We start from the raw sequence: 21,182 nt of genomic DNA on the forward strand, positions 1-21,182 counted from the left end.
CCATGGCCGCTGACGCCCGCATTTCCAAGATCACCGCACGCATCGTCGAGCGCTCGAAGCCGACGCGCGAACGCTATCTGGACCGCCTGCGCAATGCCGCAACGAAGGGCGCGCAGCGCTCCGTGCTTGGCTGCGCCAATCTTGCGCATGGCTTCGCCATCTGTTCCCCCTCCGAGAAGGATGCGCTGGCCGGAGACCGCGTGCCCAATCTCGGGATCATCACTTCCTACAACGATATGCTCTCGGCACATCAGCCCTTTGAGACTTATCCTGCGATCATCCGCGAGGCGGCGGCGCAAGCGGGCGGTATCGCCCAGGTGGCTGGCGGCGTGCCGGCCATGTGCGACGGCGTCACGCAGGGCCAGCCCGGCATGGAGCTCTCGCTCTTCTCGCGGGACCTGATTGCCATGTCGGCTGCCGTCGGCCTGTCGCACAATATGTTCGATGCGGCCGTCTTCCTCGGCGTCTGCGACAAGATCGTTCCCGGCCTCGTCATCGCCGCTCTCTCCTTCGGCCATCTGCCTGCCGTCTTCATCCCGGCCGGCCCGATGACCTCGGGGCTGCCGAACGACGAGAAGTCACGCGTGCGCCAGCTCTATGCCGAAGGTAAGGTCGGCCGCGCCGAACTCCTCGAAGCGGAATCGAAATCTTATCACGGCCCCGGCACCTGCACCTTCTACGGCACGGCCAATTCCAATCAGATGCTGATGGAGATCATGGGCTTCCACATGCCAGGCGCCTCCTTTATCAATCCCGGCACGCCGCTGCGCGAGGCTCTGACGCGCGAGGCGACCAAGCGCGCACTCGCCATCACCGCCATGGGCAATGAATTCACGCCGGCCGGCGAGATGATCGACGAGCGCTCGATCGTCAACGGCGTCGTCGGCCTGCATGCGACCGGCGGCTCGACGAACCACACAATGCACATCGTCGCCATGGCTCGCGCGGCCGGCATCGTGCTCACCTGGCAGGATATTTCCGAGCTTTCCGACATCATCCCGCTGCTTGCCCGCGTCTATCCGAACGGGCTTGCCGACGTGAACCATTTCCATGCTGCCGGCGGTATGGGCTTCCTCATCAAGGAACTTCTGAAGAAGGGGCTGCTGCACGACGACGTGCGCACCGTCTACGGCCACGGCCTCGAGAGCTACTCCATCGACGTCAAGCTCGGTGCTGACGGCAATGTGGTGCGCGAGCCAGCCCCGGACAAAAGCCACGACCCGAAAGTGCTGGCAAGCATCGACACGCCCTTCCAGAGCAATGGCGGCCTGAAGATGCTGCGCGGCAATATCGGCAAGGCGGTCATCAAGATTTCTGCCGTCAAGCCGGAGCGCCACATCATCGAAGCGCCGGCCGTGATCTTCCACGACCAGCTCGAGATGCAGCAGGCCTTCAAGGACGGCAAGCTGAACCGCGATTTCGTCGCCGTCGTCCGCTTCCAGGGACCGAAGGCCAATGGCATGCCCGAGCTGCACAAGCTGACGCCGGCACTCGGCGTGCTGCAGGATCGCGGTTTCCGCGTGGCTCTGTTGACCGACGGCCGCATGTCTGGCGCATCGGGCAAGGTCCCGGCCGCCATTCATGTGACGCCGGAGGCCGTCGACGGCGGCCCGATCGCCCGCATCCGGGAAGGCGACATCATCCGCATCGATGCGATCGCCGGCACGCTGGAAGTCCTCGTCGATGCCGCCGATATGGCGGAGCGGGAGCCCGTGGTCGCCGATCTCTCGGAGAATGAATTCGGCATGGGCCGCGAGCTCTTCGTACCGTTCCGCCACGCCGCGGGGCCGGCGGATCAGGGCGCAAGCGTCCTGTTCCGCCACTGAGATTATCCGCTGGATTTCGGCAGGGCGGCATTGAAGGCTGATCAAGGAGCTTTCGATGCCATATTTCCTGCTTCCGGCGGAGCCTTGTCCGTCCATGCCGGCGGAAGGCCGAGGCGTGCTCCCACAAAGCCCGTTACGCCCGGTGACTTCCCGAACGCCTTGCAGGCCTCATACTTGGGCGCGCGGCCGACGAGGGCCGCCAATTTCGCCTTGGAAGGGAACGAGGGCGCCGCGCCGAACGGCGTCTTGCCCTTGACCAGCATCTTGCTGAAATCGCCGCCGAATTTGGCGGCGAGGCTATAGGCATCCCCTTCCTTGGCGATGGTGCCCGAATCAAAAAATGCGTTCGCGCCACGTCCCCAGATCATGACAGCCTTCTGTACGCCTTGGGGATTGAAAGCCTCTGCCTCGAGCGAGAGGCTGCCCATGCCGATCGGAATACGCGGAACCGGAACCGGTACACCCGGCAGCAATACGCTCTTGCCCACAGACGCAACTTTCGAGACTCCGACGGCGGTGGCATTCGTTGCCCTGACCTGTGTCACGACGGCGCGGACGGTCAAATCCGCTGGCTCGGACAGACCGACGACGGCAAAGCGTTCGCTCAATCCGGAACAAAGCGCCCTGTCGACGGCATTGGTGACGAGATCGCGCTGTTTGGGTGTAAAGGCGGCGTTTTCGGCGCGCATGGAAAAAGCCGTGGGAATGATCTTCACGGTTTTGGCCGCAAGAACATCGTCCTTGCTCACCCTCAGAAGCGAGTGTGCGACCAGCCCGTCCGATCGGGCCAGGCCATCATAGGATCGCAGGGATCCCGCCCGATCCAGCGGCGCGGCGGCACAGCCTCCTAGCACGCTCAACAGCAGAGCCATCGAGCAAATATCGCGCCTCCGACGGCTTTCGGCGGCATATGGACCATACGTCTTACTTCCATCGTGATTTGAGATTGCATTGGCTGCCATGGATGTTTGTGCTCCTGCACCGGGTTATGAACATCAGCATCAACATTAAATATCGCACTGAGTGTAATATTAATATCGGCCGATTTGCGGCAATCGGGGAGCGAAGCGGAGAATTTATTTCACCAGAGATTGAGACCACAGAGAAGGAGCCACGGGGCATGCGCCAGATTTGAGCGGCGTTGCGACTCATGCCAAAATGATCCAATGCACGATGCACCATCCAAGCCGGAAGGCCTGCGCCAACAGAAGCGCCGCGTGACCTTTCAACGCATAGCGGACGTCGGAATGAAATCCTTTCTTGAGAAAGGTTATCAGGAAACGACAATCGAGGAGATTGCGGCAGCAGCCGGGATTTCCCGCCGGACTTTCTTTTATTACTTCAAGAGCAAGGACGATATTCTTCTGGCGCATCAACGCCGATATATGGATGCGCTGCGGACTGGCATCATGGAGAGTGCCTCAGCCGGGCGCCCCCTAGAGGTCGTCCATCAAGCCACCCTGGGACTTGTGGTCCGTATCGAGGCGGAAGCGCCTCGGCTTCTGGAGACTGCCAAGCTTTTACGTCAAAGCGAGATCTTGCGCGCCCGCGCACGAGGCAACTCTTTGGAGCTCGAGCAAATCGCCTACCAAGCCCTGTGTGAATTGTTTCCGACGAAGGACCCAGACGGTCTGCGGCTGGTTTCGATGATCGCAGTCAGTCCGCTGCGCCTGTCGGTCGACAAATGGTTGCGGGAAAATGGCAGACTGCCGCTGATCAAATATCTTGAGGATGCGCTCGAAAAATGGCGGACGGAAATCTGAACCGTCTGCCGTACGGATCGCTATGCCCGTTTCTTGTGGCCGTCGATCAGGCGCGGATATCGAGCACGCGGTTCTTATGGGCCGGATGCGTGCTGTAGACGAAGATCTTGTTCATTTCCTTCTCGGTGAGAAGACGCAGGAAACGAACTTCGACGGTGTTGTTGGAGAAGACCTTCATCAACACGCAGCCGATCTTGGTAATGCGCGCGTCGGGGATATCCAGATAGAATTGCTTCGGCAGATTATACTGGGTGAGGATCGCGAGAACCGCACTGCTCTGCGAGATACGAATAATATCGCAGCGGCGGGACGCAAGGTTCATCACACCCTTTTCGGTGTATTCGAGGCGCGCCGCATTCATCGTATCTTCCATGCGGAACCGCACCTCGCGGTCATACATGAAGGATTCTTCTTTGTTGAGGAAATGCTGACCCGAATTAGCTCTGCCGAACGCGGCCATCTTAGTAGACCCCTGAAGTATATTATGGAGGGAGACTATCAGCCGGTCTTTAACAGAAGGTTTGAACGCGCCGGCCCAAGATGAATTTTGTTATTCACCTTTGTTTGAGCCGGCGACGCTCCCGTAAGCCACTACTTGCGATAGGAATGGCCGCTGGCATCGAACAGATGCAGCTTCTGCCGGTCGGCCGTAAAGCGCATCTTCTGCCCGCGATGAATATCGGCAATGCCGGGAATCTTGACGATAATCGGCTCGCCATCGACCAGACCTTCGAGATAGAGCTGGGTCACTTCGCCAAGCGCCTCGACGATGGAAACCTCGCCTTCGAAGAGATAGTCGTCACCGGTTGCGACGCGCAGGTCTTCCGGACGCACACCGAAGCTCGCCGTCTTGCCCTTCTCGTCGGCCGTCGTCGGAACATCCAGCGTCACGGCCTTGCCGCCCGTCAGCGTCACGGTGGTCGTCGAGCCGGTTTCGGTTACCGTCGCCGGGATGATGTTCATGGCGGGCGAGCCGATGAACTTGGCGACGAACAGATTGGCCGGGCGCTCGTAAAGCTCGAGCGGTGCACCGACCTGTTCGACGCGGCCGGCTGACAGCACCACGATGCGATCGGCCAGCGTCATGGCCTCCACCTGGTCGTGGGTGACGTAAATCATCGTCGTCTCTGGCATCGACTGGCTGAGCTTGGCGATCTCGATGCGGGTCGCGACACGGAGCGCGGCGTCGAGGTTCGACAGCGGCTCGTCGAACAGGAAGACCTTCGGATTGCGGCAGATGGCGCGGCCGATGGCGACGCGCTGGCGCTGACCACCCGAAAGTGCCTTCGGCAGACGCTCCAGATATTGCGTGAGTTGCAGGCTCGCTGCCGCCGCCCTCACGCGACGGTCGATCTCCTGCTTGCTTTCGCCGGCGATGCGCATGCCGAAGGCCATGTTGTCGTAGACCGTCATATGCGGGTAGAGCGCGTAGGACTGGAAGACCATGGCAATGCCGCGCCGCGACGGCGGCACCTCATTCACCTTCTGCCCGGCGATCATCATATCCCCGGCCGTGATGCTCTCCAGGCCGGCGATCATCCTGAGCAAGGTGGACTTGCCGCAGCCGGAGGGGCCGACGAAGACGATGAATTCGCCTTCGTTGATCTCCAGATCGATGCCGTGCAGCACATGCACGCTGCCGTAGGATTTCTTGATATCCTTCAGAACAAGTCCCGTCATTATGCTTCCTCCTCCCAAAGGTCAGGCAAGACGCGCGAAGTAGGCGCCCCAGGCCGGAATATCGATCTTGTTGCCGTAGTTGTTGCTGGTAAATCCGTGTCCCGTCAACGCCTGCCAATTGCCATCAGGCAGGGCTGCCAGCGTTTCGACAGGGCTCATGTTGAAGACGCAGAGAATGGTCTCACCGGCATAAGTGCGGGTGTAGATCAGCACGTCGCCCTGCGGCTCCGAAAAGGCAATCTCGCCCTTGGCGAAGGCCGGATGCTGCTTCCGGAAGGCGAGGAAGCGACGGTACTGCTCCAGCACCGAATTTTCATCGCCCTGCTGGACGCTGACGGCGCGCAGAATATGCTCGACCGGCACCGGCAGCCAAGGTTTGACGGTGGAAAAGCCTCCCTGCGCCACCTGGCTGTCCCAGACCATCGGCGTACGGCAACCATCTCGCCCCTTGAATTCCGGCCAGAACTGGATGCCATAGGGGTCCTGCAGGTCCTGATAGGCGAGATCGGCTTCCGTCAGCGCCAGTTCCTCACCCTGATAGAGGCAGACGGAGCCGCGCAGGGTCAGCAGCAGCGCCGCATAGAGCTTGGCGAAAGCATCGCGGTCCGCCACCAGATTGCCCCAGCGGCTGACATGGCGCACGACGTCGTGGTTGGAGAAGGCCCAGCACGCCCAGCCTTCTGGAGCAGCCGTGTCGAAGTCGTTCATCACCTCTTCGACGCGATCCGGCGACAGTGCATCCGGCGCCAGGAATTCGAAGGCGTAGCACATATGCATCTTGTCGCCGCCGGAGGTGTATTCGCCGACGATTTCGAGGCCACGCTGGCTGTCGCCCACTTCGCCGACGGCGGCAATCGCCGGATATTCGTCGAGGACGGCACGGAAGCGCTTCAGGAATTCCAGGTTCTCGGGACGATTCTTGTCGTAGAGATGCTCCTGGAAGTTATAGGGATTGACCGCCGGCGCGGTGGAGGCGTTGCGGCGCGAGGGCTCCAGCGCCGGGTTGTCGCGCAATTCCTTGTCGTGGAAGTAAAAATTGATGGTGTCAAGGCGGAAGCCATCGACGCCGCGATCGAGCCAGAAACGTACGACGTCAAGCAAGCGATCCTGCACCTCGGGATTATGCAGGTTCATATCCGGCTGCGAGGTCAGGAAGTTGTGCAGGTAATATTGCATGCGGGTCGGATCCCACGCCCAGGCCGAGCCGCCGAAGATCGACAGCCAGTTGTTGGGCGGCGTGCCGTCCGGCTTGGCATCGGCCCAGACGTACCAGTCGGCCTTGGGGTTATTCTTGCTCGAACGGCTCTCGACGAACCAGGGATGGCGATCCGAGCTGTGCGACAGCACCAGATCGATCATCACCTTGATGCCGAGACGATGAGCTTCCGTCACCATCGCATCGAAATCGGCGAGCGAACCGAAGATCGGATCGACGTCCTCGTAATTGGAGACGTCATAGCCGAAATCGCGCATCGGCGACGTGAAGAACGGCGAAATCCAGATCGCATCGACGCCAAGCGATGCGACATGCAGCAGGCGGACGGCGATGCCCTTGAGATCGCCGATGCCGTCGCCGTTGGAGTCCTGATAGGAACGCGGATAGATCTGATAGATCACGGCGCCGCGCCACCAGTCCTTGTCAACTTCCGAAGCCGATTGAAGAGCAATGCTCATGCTGAATGGGTCCTGTAGTAAGTACGTGTTTTTGAATCAGCCCCCCTTCACCGACCCGGCAAGCAGACCGCGCACGAGATAGCGCTGCAGACCAAAGAAGACGAGGAGTGGGATAAGGATGGTGACGAAGGCCGAGGCCGTCAGGATTTCCCAGTTGCCGCCGCGCGAGCCGAGCAGCGCGTTGAGGGCGGCCGTGAGCACGAGGTGATCCTTGTCGGTGCCGAGGAAGACCATCGCGATCAGAAGGTCGTTCCACACCCAGAGAAACTGGAAGATCGCGAAGGAGGCCAGTGCCGGGAATGACAGCGGCAAGATAATCTTGACAAAAATGTCGAAATCGCTGGCGCCATCGACGCGGGCGGATTCGATGATTTCCTTCGGCAGGCCGGCAATGTAATTGCGCAGGAGATAGATGGCGAGCGGCAGACCGAAGGCCGTGTGCGCCAGCCAGATGCCTGGATAGGTCTTCGACGGCACGCCGAACATCTGGCCGATCTCGTTATAGATGCGCAGGAGCGGAATCAGCGACATCTGCAGCGGCACGACGATCAGGCCGACGACGAGCGCAATCAGAATCGCGCGACCTGGAAACTCCATCCAGGCAAGCGCATAGGCCGCAAAGGCAGCGATCAGGATCGGAATGACCGTCGCGGGAATCGTTACCGTCAGCGAGTTGATGAAGGACTGGCCGATACCCTCGCCGCCCAGCACGTTGCGATAGTTGTCGAGCGTGAATTGCGGCGGCGTGGCGACCGTCAAATAGACGCGCTTCGCCCGCGCATCAGCTTCGAACGGGCCATTCTTCTGATAGCGATAGCTTCCGTCAGAGTTGATCGTCAGCGTCTCACCATTTTCCAGTGCGGCGGGAGCGCCAGCCTTGTAGGCTGCCGGCTCCTGTACGCGCAGGCCGAAGGCCTGGATCTTGCCGCCGCCTTCGACGGCGAGCGTGCCTGATATCACGAAATTTGCGCCGTCCGGCTTTGCCTTATCCGGACCGTCGAGGCGGGCTGCCGTGGTGCGCGACGAGCCGGCAAAGGCCGTCCACCAGCCGGAAGCGACGATCTGATCCTTGTCGCGCAGTGCCGTGACGAAGATGCCGAGCGTCGGCAACAGCCAGATAAGGACGATGAGCAATACCGCGGCGTGAACGAAGATGCGGGCGGGGCCGATGCGACCGAGATTTCCAATCATGTCAGCGCCCCTTCGTTTCTGCGTTTGCACGGCGAATGTTCCAGATCATGATCGGCGTGACCGCGATCATGATGACCAACGCGATGACGGCGCTTCGACCACTGTCGCCGCCGCCGCGGAACATCCAGTTGAACATCAGGTTGGCGAGCACCATCGTGTTCCATTGACCGTTGGTCATGGTGAGCACGATGTCGAACACCTTGAGGACAAGGATGGTGATCGTGGTCCAAACCGTGGCAATCGTGCCCCAGACCTGTGGCACCATGATCTTCCAGAAGATCTGCCAGCCATTGGCGCCATCGATGACGGCCGCTTCGATCGTCTCCTCCGGAATGCCGCGCAGGGCCGCCGAAAGGATGACCATGGCAAAGCCGGTCTGGATCCAGATCAGCATGACCATCAGGAAGAAGTTGTTCCAGAACGGAATGGTGATCCAGACCTCCGGCGTGCCGCCGAACAACTGGACGATGGCATTCAGTAGGCCGATCTGCGCGTCGGTGCCGCCACGATATTCATAGATGAATTTCCAGATGACCGAGGCGCCGACGAAGGAAATCGCCATCGGCATGAAGATGACGGCCTTGGCGATGTTGCCCCACCAGATGCGGTCGGTCATGACGGCGATGACGAGGCCGAAGAAGGTGCAGGCGGCCGGAACCACGGCCAACCAGAGAATGTTGTTGAAGATCGACTGGCGGAATTCGGTGTCGTTGAGCGCCCAGAGATAGTTGGCGCCGCCGACGAATTTGCTGCCGTCCGGCCCGTAGAAGGACAGGATGAAGGTCGCGACGACCGGATAGACGAGATAGACGATGAGTAGGAGCAGTGCCGGCCCCAAAAACAGCCAGGGGCGGATGAGGCCACGGCGGCGAAGATTGACAGCCGCCTGATGGACGTCGTCACCCTCCCGCGCCGGGAAAATCACGTCCAGAAACTTGTTGGAGAACCAAAAATAAGCGGCGCAAATGGCAACGCCGAATATCATGGCGCCAATCGCCGATACGATCTGCGAAAACATCCCTTCCCTCCCCGAATTCTTTGCTTTTGTCCATCAGTCGGGCATCGGCCGCGCTGAAGGGCGCGTCGTTATATGCAGTATGGCGCCGCCGGCGAAATGCCGGCGACGGCAGGGCTATGATGTCTTACTTGATGGCGTCCCAGGACTTCTGGATACCGTCGGCTACATCCTGAGCGGACTTGCCGCCGACGAAATCCACCATGCCCGTCCAGAACGAGCCTGCGCCGATCTTACCCGGCATCAGGTCGGAACCGTCGAAGCGGAAGGTGGTCGCCGTGGTCAGAATTTCGCCTTCCTTACGCAGCGTGTCGTTGGCGTAGGCAGCCGTGTTGACGGACTTGTAGGGCGTCAGGAAGCCGGACTGGGCCATCCAGACTTCCTGGGCGATCGGCGTCTGCAGGAACTGGATAAAGGCGCGAGCGGCCTTCGAATCCTTGGTGATGGCTGCCAGCGTGCCGGCACCGAGAACCGGCTTACCGAGTTCAGGATGCGCGGCGCTGGGCGGGAAGTAGAAGAAGTCCGCATCCTGGCCGAGCTTGGTGCCTTCCGGGAAGAAGGACGGGATGAAGGATGCCTGCTTGTGAAGGTAGCACTTCGGTGGGACCGTGAAGAGGCCCTTCGGGCTGTCACGGAAGTCGGTCGAGGCAACGGCCGCAACACCGCCGGCAACATATTTCGGATTCTTTGCAAACTTGCCGAATTCATCGATCGCCGCAACGACCTTCGGATCATTGAACTTCAGCGAGTTATCGACCCAGTGATCATAATCCTGCGGCGTATTCAGACGCAGCATCAGATCTTCCACCCAGTCGGTTGCCGGCCAGCCGGTCGCACCGCCAGAACCGAGGCCGATGCACCAGGGGGTACCGCCATCCTTGACGATCTGATCCGAAAGCTTGATCAGGTCCTCCATGGTCGTCGGAACCTTGTAGCCGGCTTCCTCGAAATTCTCAGGCACATACCAGACCAGCGACTTCAGGTCGGCCTTGTAGGGGAAGGCATAGAAGGCGTCCTTGCCGTCCTTGCCCTTGTAGGTGCCGTAGCCGACCCAGCTGTCGCCGGCGCCGTAATTGGTCTTGACCCAGGACGAGAGATCATCACCGAGCGGCGTTAGATAGCCCTTGCTGGCAAGGTTGGCGAGCAGGCCCGGTTGCGGGAGAATGGCGACATTCGGCGGCGACCCCGCCTGCGTGTCGATGACGATCTGCTGCTCGTAGTTTTCCGAGGACGAATATTTGGCGTTTACGCCGGTCGCTTCGGTGAAGTAGTTCAGGACGCTGGTGAAGAGAGCCTCGTCCTCGCCGCGCCAGGGGCCGAAGATGGTCAGCGTCTCGCCCTTCAGGTCGGCATGCGCCGCCTTGAAGTCGTCATAGCTCTTCCAGTTGAACTTGGAGTCCTGGCCCGGCTGGAACTTCAGATCGGCAGCCATCGCCGTACCGGCCACCAGAGCGGCGGCAGCGACGGTCATCAGAAACATTTTCTTCATGCGGTTGTCCTCCCTAATAACGAAACCCATGAGCCCGGCACAGTTTTGTGCTGCGCGCCCCATTCCTCAAAGCGCTTTGGCTACTCCTGTCATCCATTGAGAGCGGGATAAAGTCAAGCGATTTTCAGATTTCAGCCAGTATACACAGCAATTCTCGCGTTGCAGCATAGAATGCATGTCGATTTTTCACTAATTATCTTGTTTCCCACGCTTCTGCTGCTACATAATTGAAAGCGCTTTGAAAGCCTGAGACTTTTCGGGAGGTTGTCTCGGCATCGTGGCGGCATGCAGTTGGAGGAGCCGAAATACCGTGAATCTGAAACAGCTATCGCACATGCTCGGGCTGTCGCAGACGACAGTCAGCCGGGCATTGAACGGATATCCGGAGGTCAATCGCGAGACTCGCGAGCGCGTTCTCAAAGCGGTTCGAGAAACCGGCTACCGACCGAACAAGGCGGCCCAGAGACTAGCGACCGGCAAAGCCGGCTCAATCGGGCTCGTCATGCCGACCTCACCCGGAAATTCCTCGGATGTGCACTTCTCGGAGTTTCTGACCGGCCTTGGCGAGGAAGCCTTGCGGCACGACTTCCATTTCGTATTGACGCCGGCGGATCCGAACGATGAGGTCGGCGCCTTGCGGCGGCTGGCGGCCAGCGGCAATGTCGACGCGCTGTTCGTCAACTATATGCGCGGCCACGACCCCCGCCTGGAAATGCTGAAGTCGCTCTCCATGCCCTTCCTCGTGCATGGACGATCGATCGGCTCCGAGCCGGACTATCCCTTCCTGGATCTCGACAACGAAGCCGCTTTCTACGATGCCACGAAGCTGCTGCTGCAGCTCGGCCATCGGCGCTTTGCTCTTCTGAACGGCCCGATCTACCTCGATTTCGCCATTCGCCGGAAGAACGGCGTGGATGCGGCCCTCGCCGAACGTGGCTTGGCGCTCGAGGAGGCCTGCACCAGCCATACGCCGATGACGGACGAACAGGGCCTGCTCGTCATGGAACGCATTCTGCAGATGGAGAAAGACAAACGCCCGACGGCCGTGCTTTGCTCGAGTACGGTGCTGGCGCTCGGTGCCGTTCGCGCCATCAATCAGGCAAAGCTCAGGCTTGGCGAGGACATCTCGATGATTGCCCATGACGACGTGTTGACCTTGCTCAAGCCGGAAAACTTCACCGTGCCGCTGACGACCACGCGCTCATCACTGCGAGCCGCCGGCGTGCGCATCGCCGAACGGCTCATCGGGGAAATCAAGCATACCGAAACATTTCCTGCGCAGGAATTGTGGAAGGCGGAACTGATCGTACGCGCATCGACCGGCGTTGCGCCGGCCGACTGATATCTGTTTAGAATTTCGGCGGCTTCTTACCCGCGGCGCGATGGGCAGTGATGACGGTATTGGCCATCAGCATGGCGATCGTCATCGGTCCGACGCCGCCGGGAACTGGCGTGATCGCGGCAGCGACTTCGGATGCTTCACCATAGGCGACATCGCCCACCAGCCGGCTCTTGCCTTCGCCGCGCTCCGGTGCATCGATCCGGTTGATGCCGACATCGATGACAGTGGCGCCGGGCTTCACCCAATCGGCCTTCACCATCTCGGGACGGCCGACGGCTGCCACCAGAATATCGGCACCTCTGGCGACCGAGGCGAGATCCCTCGTGCGCGAATGCGCCGTCGTGACAGTCGCATTGGCAGACAGCAGCAATTGCGCCATCGGCTTACCGAACAGGTTGGAGCGGCCGATGACGACGGCATTCAGCCCCGACAGGTCCTCGCCATGGATGGAGCGTACCAAAAGCATGGCGCCGGCCGGCGTGCACGAGATCAGCCCGGTTTCGAGATCGCCGGTCGCAAGCTTGCCTGCATTGACAACATGTAGGCCATCGACATCCTTCTCAGGACGGATCGACTGAATGATCGCATCGGAATTCAGATGCTTCGGCAGCGGCAGCTGCACGAGAATGCCGTGGATAGAGGGATCGTCGTTCAGGGAAGCCACGAGCTTCGCTAGTTCTTCCTGCGTCGTTTCCGCCGGCAGCGTGTGCTGAACCGACTTGAAGCCGCACTCCTTGGCCATCTTGCTCTTGGAGTTCACATAGGCGTGGCTGGCCGGATCGTCGCCGACGATGACGACCGCAAGCCCGGTCTTCACCCCGGCCTCCGCCTCAAGTTCCGCCGCCGCAGCCTTCACGGCCTCGATCACCGAAGCCGCGGCTTGTTTCCCGTCGATCACTGTCGTCACGCTCGTCTCCCGATCATGAATTCGCTGGCAATCTACAGGCCATCCGCCCGAGGGAGTTGCCTGCCAACGCCCTATGGTGTCTGAAAGCGGTAATTGCAAGGGAAAACGATGGGGCGTTCAGCCGCGATCCTGATGCCGGCGCACCGCGTAGGTTTCGACTTTGGCACGCAGGGATGCAAGCTCCTGCTGGATGCGGACCCACTCGTCCGCCATATCGAGCTGATCTGCACCATCGGAAACAAGAGCAGCCGATGGTTCCGGCGTGATCGCCGGCAATGATGGGAGCTCCATATCATCGTCATGATGCAAAGCTTGAGCCATCGGCATGATGCTCTCATCGTCCGCTTGTTCTTCTGCCAGCTCCGCGCCGGCCAGCCACTTGCGCAGGAATATGGCGCAAAGTGCCAGGCCAAGCCCTGCGAGGAAGCCAGCAGCCTGATTGCTCGCAAGATGATCATCCAGCGGCGCGGCGGAAGCGACCGCCTGGGACAATACCGTCAGCGGTGGCTTGGCTTCCGACACCGTCATGGCGGCATTCTGCTGGTCCGCCTCATAGCGGCTCTGCGCCATCGCGACGGCATCCTGGAGCTGTGCGAGACGGCCGAGATCGACATCACTCCCCGCCTGGCTGGCGGCAGTCATTTGCGAAGAGAGAGAGGCCTGTTTCTCAAGGGCCGCTTTCACGTCCGCGTCACTGCTGACGGCCAGACGCTGCAGCTGGCTGCGCATATTGGCGGCAAGATCATCGACGGTGGCCTGCTGTGCAAGCAGGCGAGGATGGCGCGGGCCGAGCTGCACCGAGAGCTGGGTCAGCTGTGATTTGGCGGCGTTGTAGCGGCTGCGCAGATCATCAAGTCCCGGCGCCGAAAGATCGCCTGACAATGCACCGGTCAGCACCGATGCCAGCGTGGCCGATTTGACGGCCGCGAGACGGGCCTTGGCGGTGCGTACCGCCAGATCGGCTGCCTTTATCTGCACATCCAGCTGCTGACGCTGCTGCCGGAGCGCTTCCGCCGCAGCAATCCTGTCTTCGCCATAGCGCGCCTTGAATTCGGCAAGGGCGGCGGAGGCGCGATCGAGCTCCTTTCGGCTGCGATCAGCCGCCGTTTCGGCCCCAAGTGACGTACCGGCCGCCTTTGCAACGGCGGGATCATAAAGGGAAGCGATAACAAGCCGGTTGGCAATATCGGCCGATCTGGCGGGATCGCCCGACGTAACGCTCAGGCGCAGCAGACCGGTCTGATTATCGATATCGACGGCAATGTCTTTGCGCAGCGTTGCCTGCGCGCGTGACGGCGCGTCGGACGCGTTGCCGCTGCCGGAAAGCAGCTCGACGGCAACCCCGAGAGCGCCTACGCGACTGCCGGTAAATTCCGGATCGCGGTCAAGCTTCATCCTGGCGACAATGTCGGACAATACGGATGGAGCGACGAGACGCGTCGCCGCGACATCCAGCAGGGCCTGACGCCCGCGACCTTCGCCCTCCGCATGCAGAACAGCCTGCGACACATAGAGCGGCGGCGGGGCAAGCAGGGTGGGAATAGCCGCTCCCATCAGCGCGGCCGCGGCAATGAAACAGAGAGCGCCAAAGCCGAGGGACCAGCGTCCGGCACGAGATACTTGTTCAACGACAACCGGAGCGGGGGCGACCTGCCGCGGAAGCTCCCCTATGCCTTCAAGCAGATCGGGCACGAATTCCAGCAAATCGGGCGTAGGCTCCGATGCCAGCTCTGATATTTCGCGGCGTTCCGGGCGGTAGGCGTGCGAGACATCTTCCGTCTGCTCAGCCGCCGTTCCGATCTCCGGCGATCTTCGTCGACCGGACACCGGATAGGGATCGCCATTCAACCGTCTGCGCAGGATGGCGCGCAGTTCCGCATCGCGCGGGTCGTCGGAGTTGGCAGCGCGTAAGTTCACCGCGCTACCCAAGCCATGATCTTCATCGTAAGGGGAGATATGCCGGACGGATCGCCGCGAAACCTTTTGGGTTTCCGCATCGTCGGGGTGGAATCCGGTCCTGGCTTTGCTTTCAAACATGGCGGGTTATCTCGCGCACATGGTCCGAGACCAATGCAAATGGTTAACCCACTCTAAAATTTCATGCCAAAAAAAGAGTTAACGCCAAGCCCGCAAATACTAGCTTGCTAATTTATTCGGCGGGGCAATACGCCGCTGCGGCAAAGGATGCGGCTCTGCGCGAAGGACGCGCTCCTTGCGACCGAACTGATGCCTGACAACCTGATAGAAGAATAACGGTATGCCCAGCATGTAACGCCGCCAGAGCCTATTCGGCTCCAACACCAGACGAAACAGCCACTCGCTGCGCATCGCACGCACGAGCCTCGGCGCCCGCGGCACCGTCTCGGAAATGAAATCGAACAAGGCGCCGACGGTCAGGACGAGGCGTGCATGCTGCGGCCCGACATGTTCGGCAACCCATTTTTCCTGCAGCGGCGTGCCCATTCCGACGATCAGGATATCGATCTTCTGTCGGCTGATTTCCGCGGTCACGGCGTTACTTCGCGCCGGATCGAAGAAACCGTCCGATACGACGATGAACTGGTGCCACGGGGCGTGCTGGCGAAATTTCTCCGCCGCCTTCTCGACGACGGAGCGCTTGCCGCCCAAGAGGCCGATCCGCCTCGGCCGCTCCATGAATGTCAGCAGCGCGGGCACGAAATCCGTGCCGTTCAGATTGGCCGGGAAAGGTTCGCCATGAGCGACGCGCGATGCGATGTCGAGGCCAACGCCATCGGGAAGAACCAGATTATGCTCAAGGACATTGCGGTAGCTGTCATCGCGTAGCATGACCAGCATGTTATGAGCATTGACGAAGGAGATCGAGGTCTGCCCGACCGGCAGGGATGCAAGCTCGTTGACGAACGTCAGCGCGTCATCCCAGCCCAGATCGCATACCGGCAGATCGAAGATCATGCGGCGCGACGCGACGACGGCAAAATCGGCTACCTGGTTCAATCCAACACCCTCCTGCCCGGCATCGTTAATGCGCATGATGCCGGTACGCATAAAGCCCATGCCCCTCACCGTTCATCGGTGCGGCGACTGGGAGGCATGGCTTGGAGGAGTTTATAGCAAGACAAATCCAACTTTCCGTTAGGAAGGAAGGTTGGATTTGCCGGAAATCAGCAGGGATCTGTTAAGCATATCTGCAGAATGTAAGACATTGCTTACATTCTTGCGTGAATCGACATCTTGCGGCCGGGAAATATCACTCGACCGGCACCTTGTCCTTGGCCGCATCCTGCACGATCTTGACAGGCTTGACCGTTCTCTTGCCCACGCTTTCCCCACCGTGGGTTTCTTCCTTGGAGAGATAGTCAAGCTGTTCGATCAGCACGTCGGCGACGTAATCACCGCCGAGCCGCTCGTTCATCCGCTTCTTCAGATCGGCGCGGAAGGCGGCAACGTCGAAATTCTGTGCATGCGAAATATCGATCGTCTTGTTGCCGATCAACAGCGAAAAGAGCTCATCGGTCGTCAACTCCGGCAGAGGTATCTGAAACGCATTCGCCTTGCCCTTCTCCATCATGAAGGAAATGCGCGTCAGGAAATAGCCGGTCACCTGGCCGTTGGAGATAACGGGGACGTTGATCGACTCGCCCTTGACGAGTTCCTGCTGCGCCTTCTTGGCGTCATCAGGACTGATCGCGGGCGCCGTCGCCACCTGCACCGAAAAATAGACCGAGGCCAATGTTACGACGCAGACCCACAGGCCGGTGATAACGAGCTTGATCATCCGGCCTCACGGACGCGGAATTGCTCCTGCGAATAGGTGCCGTCCGCATCGGCATTCTGCACGGCATTCTTCAAAATCTCGGCGACGGCGCGCACGGCCTCGAGATGAGCCTCGACGCGGCGGGCGTTCAGAACCAGCTTCTTCTTCAGATCATGCAGCTGCTCGATATGGGCGGCGGCGAGATCGGCCGGATCGGTATCGCGAAACAGCATCGACAATTCGTAAAGGCAGCGGCTCTTGTGAGCGTTCGATACCTTGAGATCGAATTCCGGGTCGGTGCCGATCCGGTTGTTCTCATTGTCGATGATCATCTCCAGGCGGCCAAGGACAGACTTGATCCGATAGTCCTGCGACATCATTTCCATGTTTGTTTCCTCGCTCATGCTTTCTGGGACGTCAACGAATTCTGATTGGTGATGCTGTTGTTGCCGTCATTATCGGCATCGGCGGCGGCCAGCGTCTTGCGCTGAAAATCGGTAATCGCACTAAGCGCCATCTTCTTGTCATTCTCATCGGTCGCGGAGTGGATGGCGCCGGTATTGCGCATCTTGTCGACCTGCTCCTTGTACATTTTCTCAGCGATGCCCACGCCGCCATTCTTGGAGATCGTGTCGCCCAACTGCTCGGCCATCATGCCCTTCCAGATTTCGCCGGCGGAACCCTTGCCGTAGAGCGTCTCGCTGCTCGGCAGCATGTTCTTCACGAAGTTCTGCAGCACCATGGACTCGAACTTGCGATAGGCCTGCGGGACCTTGGTCCCAGCCACATGCGTATTGGCGTTGGCGAGGCCCGCCTGGGTGGCGGCGCTGTTCATCGCATCCACCGTCGCGCCGAAACCATTGCCGCTTTCGGCCAGGCTGGTGGCGGCGAAAGCGGCCCGATTGGCAGCAAGCTTGGCCTGCGCGGCCTCGACATCGGCGGGATTTGCCGCCTTGACGACATCGAGGACCAAATCACTCGGAGGCGAAATAGCCACGTCACGTCTCCTTCTGCTCTCGCATATCCTGAAAATGCGCGGCTCAGCGCCCATCTCAGGACATGTCGAATCAAATTGTCAGAGCAGGTCGGCAACCCAACGATGCGAATCCCGCTCCATGATCGCGACGATTATTATTTTTGAACCTTGCTGGAGGCTGGCGTTGCGCCGGCGAAACGCTGATCGATGATATCGTAGACGGCATTGTCGTCCGATTCTCGCAATTCGAGCTCGCGCGCATCCTTCATGTGCTCTTCCAGCCTGTCGGCCTTGGTGCGCTCCTGCTGGACCTTCATCTGAATGAGCGTCTGGATGCTTTCCAGCTGCTGATCCCGGATCATCAGGCGGCCGTAACGTTCGGCGTAATGGATCGAGAACGCCATGTGCACCGGATCGACCGAACCGATGGCAACCATGACCCGCTCCATCGCTTCCGTCACTTCGGCGCGCTGCCGGGTCGTATCGGCAAGCTCGTTTTCCGCCATCCGTTCCAGATGTCGCTGCACCGCGACCAGGCGCTTCAGTTTTTCGGAGCGGTTTTTCTCCGCCATCGTCTACCTACCCGCCGGCTGCTTTTGCCGGCCCTGCCCGAATCGGGCTTCTTCATCTGTCCGCCTACGGGCTAATGCCCGTTAAAGACGGTGAGGAACGCACTGGAAAACTGACTGACCAAGGCCGCGATGCTGAGATAGAGCATGAACAGCCCTCCCATCAGCAGATACGGCGTGGAAATGAAATAGATCGGTATCTGCGGTGCCAGCTTGTTGATGAAACCGATCGAAATCTGGAACATCAGGCCATAGAGCACGAAGGGGCTTGCCAGCCGCAGCATGATGAAAAAGGTCGTCTCCAGCGTATCCGTAATCGAGATCAGCGCGGCGCGCGGCTCAATGTGGCCACCGAAGGGGATGACCGAATAGGAATCGACCAGCGCCTGCAAAACATAATGGTGAAAATCCATAATGAAGAGAATCATCAGCCCGCAAAAGCTGACGAGGCTGGTGAGCGATGTTTCGGTCGATTCCTCGATGATGTCGGCGCCGCCGGGCGCGTTGAAGCCGATCATCATCGATATGACGGTGCCGGTGAATTGCAGGCCCAGCGTATAGATCCTGGCCATCATTCCATACATCAATCCAATGACGGTTTCGGTAAAGATGAGGCCGATATAGTTCGCATCGCCCTTCGACACCTGCGGATAGATCGTGTTCCAGAGCAGCGGCAGGATCGCCATCGTCAGTGCTGCGGAAAGAAGCAGTCTGATCTGCGGGGGAACGCGACCGGAGGAAAATCCCGGGAGGACCATCATGCAGCCGCCGATGCGGCAGAAGGCGACGAACAGCGCCAGAATGGTCCCCTGCGGGTCTGAAATCATGAAATCGAACCTAGAATCTTGATCTCGATCCCCTTGGCCAATTCCACATGCGACAGAACCGGAAGCGTCGCGAACAGGCGTTCGATGATCATGCGTACATAGGAGCGCGTTTCCGGCGACGTGACAAGAACGAAGGGCATGCCCCGGTCCATGTATTCACGGATAACTTTACCGGCCTGCTCGCTGAACTCTTCCAAGCTGCGCGGGTCGATGTCGAATTCGACGATTTCGCCCTTCTGGTCGCGCTTCAGCGCCTGGTGGAAAATCAGATCCCATTTGCTGCCGAGTCTGAGGACGCGCAGCACGCCGTTATCGGCCAGATCGCCGCAGAGTTGCTGCGCCATGCGTACGCGCACGTGCTCGACGATCTGCTCGGTCTTGCGCACATGCGGCGCGAGTTCGGCGACCGCTTCGAGAATGAGATGCAGGTTGCGGATCGAGACGCGTTCGGCAAGCAACAGCTTCAGCACGGCCTGCAGGCCGGAATAGGACATGTGCGACGAGCAGATTTCGTCGGCGAGCTTCTTGTATTCCGGATCGAGACGTTCGATCAGGATCTTGACGTCCTTGTAGGACAGCAATGCCGGCAGGTTGTTGCGGATGACTTCGCTCATATGGGTGAGCACGACGGAGACGTTGTCGATCGGCTGGAAACCCTCGCGCTTCAGATCCTCGGTAAAGGCTTCGAGAACGGAGACGGCGGGCATGCCGAAAGCGGGTTCGCGAATCTCGTCGCCCGGAACGGTCGGCTTGCGACCAGAACCGGTGACGACAAGCACTTCGCCGACACGCAGCATGTTGGAGGCGATCGTCGTGCCGTGGATGCGAATCTGATACGACTTGTCGGCAATCGCCATGTCGTCGATCACCTTGATCTCCGGCACGACGAAGCCGTATTGCGTCGCGAACTTCTTACGCATCTTGCCGACGCGGAAGGCGAGCTCCTGGTGAGCGCCGAGCAGGCGGGTGGAGACGATCTTGCCGAGCGCCAGTTCGATTTCGGCAGTCTTCAGAACCGACTTGACCGAATCCTTTTCCATTTCCTTCGTCTGCATCACCTTCTGCTCTTCAGCATCGCGGCGAAGCTTGTTCTCGGCTTCGATCTGGCGCGGAATAAACCAGGCGCCGGCGGCCATCAGGCCGCCAAGGAAAACGAAGGGAAGGAAGGGCATGCCAGGCATGATGGCCAGGATGCCCATGAGAACCGCCGAGACGGCGAGCGCGCGCGGATAGCCGCTCAGCTGATTGACGACGGCCTGGTCGGTAGAGCCGGAGGTGCCGCCGCGCGAAACGAGAAGGCCGGCCGCGAGAGAGACGATGAGCGCCGGCATCTGCGAAACCAGACCGTCGCCGACGGAGAGCTTCACGAAAACGTCGGCCGCCTGTCCGATCGGCATGCCATGACGGAAATAGCCGATAATGATGCCGCCGAAGACGTTGATGCAGGTAATCAGAAGGCCGGCAACCGCGTCACCGCGTACGAATTTGGAGGCACCGTCCATCGCGCCGAAGAAGGAGCTTTCCTCTTCCAGTTCGCGGCGGCGGCGCTGCGCTTCCTTCTCATCGATGAGGCCGGCGGAAAGATCGGCGTCGATCGCCATCTGCTTGCCGGGGATGGCATCGAGAGTGAAGCGGGCGCCCACTTCGGCGATACGGGTCGCACCCTTGGTGATGACGATGAAGTTGATGGTGATGAGGATCAGGAAGACGATCAGACCGATGACGAAATCGCCGGACATGACCAGGCTGGAAAAGCCGGCGATGACGCCGCCGGCGGCATCGTGCCCTTCATAGCCGTGCGAAAGGATGACGCGGGTCGTGGCGATGTTCAGCGCCAGACGCGTCATCGTCGCGATCAGCAGGATCGTCGGGAAAGACGAGAATTCCAGCGGCTTCTTGATCCAGAGCGCCACCATGAGGATCAGCACGGAGAACGCGATCGAGAAAGCCAGTCCAAGGTCGATCAGAAACGGCGGGATCGGCAGGAACAGCACGCACAGGATGACCATGATACCGAGGGCAAACCCGATATCGCGTATGCTGGGATTGGCTTTGGGAAGTGCTATTGCGGGTGGTTGTGCCATCGACCGGTTCCGTCTCTTCATGAGAGGTGGCAAACGGCTGACCCGCCTGCCCTATTGGAACCGACCTCTAAAGGTCGAAGCTTGCGCGAGCATGGCCGTTGCC

General features: G+C 60.1%; 19 protein-coding genes. 3 read left to right on the plus strand and 16 right to left on the minus strand.

The window, feature by feature from the left end:
* Window positions 1-2: 2 nt before the first annotated feature.
* Window positions 3-1,826, plus strand: a complete 1,824-nt coding sequence (gene edd, locus JJQ51_RS06605) for a phosphogluconate dehydratase (protein ID WP_152093700.1) — start codon at window positions 3-5, stop codon at window positions 1,824-1,826.
* Between the two features lie 41 nt (window positions 1,827-1,867).
* Here the strand turns inward: edd and JJQ51_RS06610 are convergent, their stop codons facing one another.
* Complete coding sequence (locus JJQ51_RS06610; protein WP_371864863.1) at window positions 1,868-2,698, minus strand: DUF3313 domain-containing protein; 831 nt, start codon at window positions 2,696-2,698, stop codon at window positions 1,868-1,870.
* Window positions 2,699-2,992: 294 nt separating this feature from the next.
* Between JJQ51_RS06610 and JJQ51_RS06615 the strand changes: the two genes are divergently transcribed.
* The gene (locus JJQ51_RS06615) at window positions 2,993-3,589 is read left to right on the plus strand and encodes a TetR/AcrR family transcriptional regulator (RefSeq protein ID WP_145322779.1); all 597 of its coding nucleotides are present in this window, start codon (window positions 2,993-2,995) and stop codon (window positions 3,587-3,589) included.
* 46 nt (window positions 3,590-3,635) lie between these two features.
* Here the strand turns inward: JJQ51_RS06615 and JJQ51_RS06620 are convergent, their stop codons facing one another.
* From JJQ51_RS06620 to JJQ51_RS06645, 6 genes are all read right to left on the minus strand, one after another.
* Entirely contained in the window at window positions 3,636-3,989 is a 354-nt protein-coding gene (locus JJQ51_RS06620) for a hypothetical protein (protein ID WP_113330160.1), read from the minus strand.
* 191 nt (window positions 3,990-4,180) lie between these two features.
* Window positions 4,181-5,269: an ABC transporter ATP-binding protein gene (locus JJQ51_RS06625; protein ID WP_113330078.1), complete on the minus strand. Its 1,089-nt coding sequence runs from the start codon at window positions 5,267-5,269 to the stop codon at window positions 4,181-4,183.
* A 21-nt stretch (window positions 5,270-5,290) separates the two neighbouring features.
* Window positions 5,291-6,943, minus strand: coding sequence for a beta-galactosidase BglA (bglA, locus tag JJQ51_RS06630; protein WP_269244438.1), 1,653 nt, complete (start codon window positions 6,941-6,943; stop codon window positions 5,291-5,293).
* Window positions 6,944-6,979: 36 nt separating this feature from the next.
* Window positions 6,980-8,134, minus strand: a complete 1,155-nt coding sequence (locus JJQ51_RS06635) for a carbohydrate ABC transporter permease (RefSeq protein ID WP_269244439.1) — start codon at window positions 8,132-8,134, stop codon at window positions 6,980-6,982.
* A gap of 1 nt (window position 8,135) precedes the next feature.
* Complete coding sequence (locus JJQ51_RS06640) at window positions 8,136-9,152, minus strand: carbohydrate ABC transporter permease (protein WP_113353776.1); 1,017 nt, start codon at window positions 9,150-9,152, stop codon at window positions 8,136-8,138.
* Between the two features lie 124 nt (window positions 9,153-9,276).
* A complete protein-coding gene (locus tag JJQ51_RS06645; protein ID WP_113353775.1) occupies window positions 9,277-10,638 on the minus strand; it encodes an ABC transporter substrate-binding protein in 1,362 nt (453 codons plus the stop codon).
* Window positions 10,639-10,948: 310 nt separating this feature from the next.
* Here JJQ51_RS06645 and JJQ51_RS06650 point away from each other — a divergent pair, with 310 nt between their 5' ends.
* Complete coding sequence (locus JJQ51_RS06650) at window positions 10,949-11,980, plus strand: substrate-binding domain-containing protein (RefSeq protein WP_113330073.1); 1,032 nt, start codon at window positions 10,949-10,951, stop codon at window positions 11,978-11,980.
* 7 nt (window positions 11,981-11,987) lie between these two features.
* Here the strand turns inward: JJQ51_RS06650 and folD are convergent, their stop codons facing one another.
* The 9 genes from folD to flhA form a co-directional block, all read right to left on the minus strand.
* Window positions 11,988-12,887, minus strand: a complete 900-nt coding sequence (gene folD / locus JJQ51_RS06655) for a bifunctional methylenetetrahydrofolate dehydrogenase/methenyltetrahydrofolate cyclohydrolase FolD (protein WP_113421408.1) — start codon at window positions 12,885-12,887, stop codon at window positions 11,988-11,990.
* Between the two features lie 117 nt (window positions 12,888-13,004).
* The gene (locus tag JJQ51_RS06660) at window positions 13,005-14,804 is read right to left on the minus strand and encodes a succinoglycan biosynthesis transport protein (protein ID WP_269244440.1); all 1,800 of its coding nucleotides are present in this window, start codon (window positions 14,802-14,804) and stop codon (window positions 13,005-13,007) included.
* A gap of 219 nt (window positions 14,805-15,023) precedes the next feature.
* Entirely contained in the window at window positions 15,024-15,863 is an 840-nt protein-coding gene (locus tag JJQ51_RS06665) for a WecB/TagA/CpsF family glycosyltransferase (protein ID WP_113330159.1), read from the minus strand.
* 253 nt (window positions 15,864-16,116) lie between these two features.
* Window positions 16,117-16,644, minus strand: a complete 528-nt coding sequence (locus tag JJQ51_RS06670; protein WP_113355672.1) for a hypothetical protein — start codon at window positions 16,642-16,644, stop codon at window positions 16,117-16,119.
* Window positions 16,641-17,009 carry a hypothetical protein gene (locus JJQ51_RS06675; RefSeq protein ID WP_095433968.1) on the minus strand — a complete coding sequence of 123 codons (369 nt, stop codon included), beginning with the start codon at window positions 17,007-17,009 and terminating at the stop codon, window positions 16,641-16,643. The genes JJQ51_RS06670 and JJQ51_RS06675 overlap by 4 nt, the downstream gene beginning before the upstream one ends.
* 14 nt (window positions 17,010-17,023) lie before the next feature.
* On the minus strand, window positions 17,024-17,620 hold the full coding sequence (locus tag JJQ51_RS06680; protein WP_269244441.1) for a rod-binding protein: 597 nt from the start codon (window positions 17,618-17,620) through the stop codon (window positions 17,024-17,026).
* Window positions 17,621-17,754: 134 nt separating this feature from the next.
* On the minus strand, window positions 17,755-18,171 hold the full coding sequence (locus JJQ51_RS06685; RefSeq protein WP_069611339.1) for a hypothetical protein: 417 nt from the start codon (window positions 18,169-18,171) through the stop codon (window positions 17,755-17,757).
* A gap of 71 nt (window positions 18,172-18,242) precedes the next feature.
* Window positions 18,243-18,995, minus strand: a complete 753-nt coding sequence (gene fliR, locus JJQ51_RS06690) for a flagellar biosynthetic protein FliR (protein WP_113330068.1) — start codon at window positions 18,993-18,995, stop codon at window positions 18,243-18,245.
* Window positions 18,992-21,079, minus strand: a complete 2,088-nt coding sequence (gene flhA, locus JJQ51_RS06695; RefSeq protein ID WP_069611337.1) for a flagellar biosynthesis protein FlhA — start codon at window positions 21,077-21,079, stop codon at window positions 18,992-18,994. The genes fliR and flhA overlap by 4 nt, the downstream gene beginning before the upstream one ends.
* Window positions 21,080-21,182: the final 103 nt, after the last annotated feature.

The organism is Rhizobium sp. AG207R (assembly GCF_027109195.1).
Classification (GTDB): domain Bacteria; phylum Pseudomonadota; class Alphaproteobacteria; order Rhizobiales; family Rhizobiaceae; genus Rhizobium; species Rhizobium dioscoreae.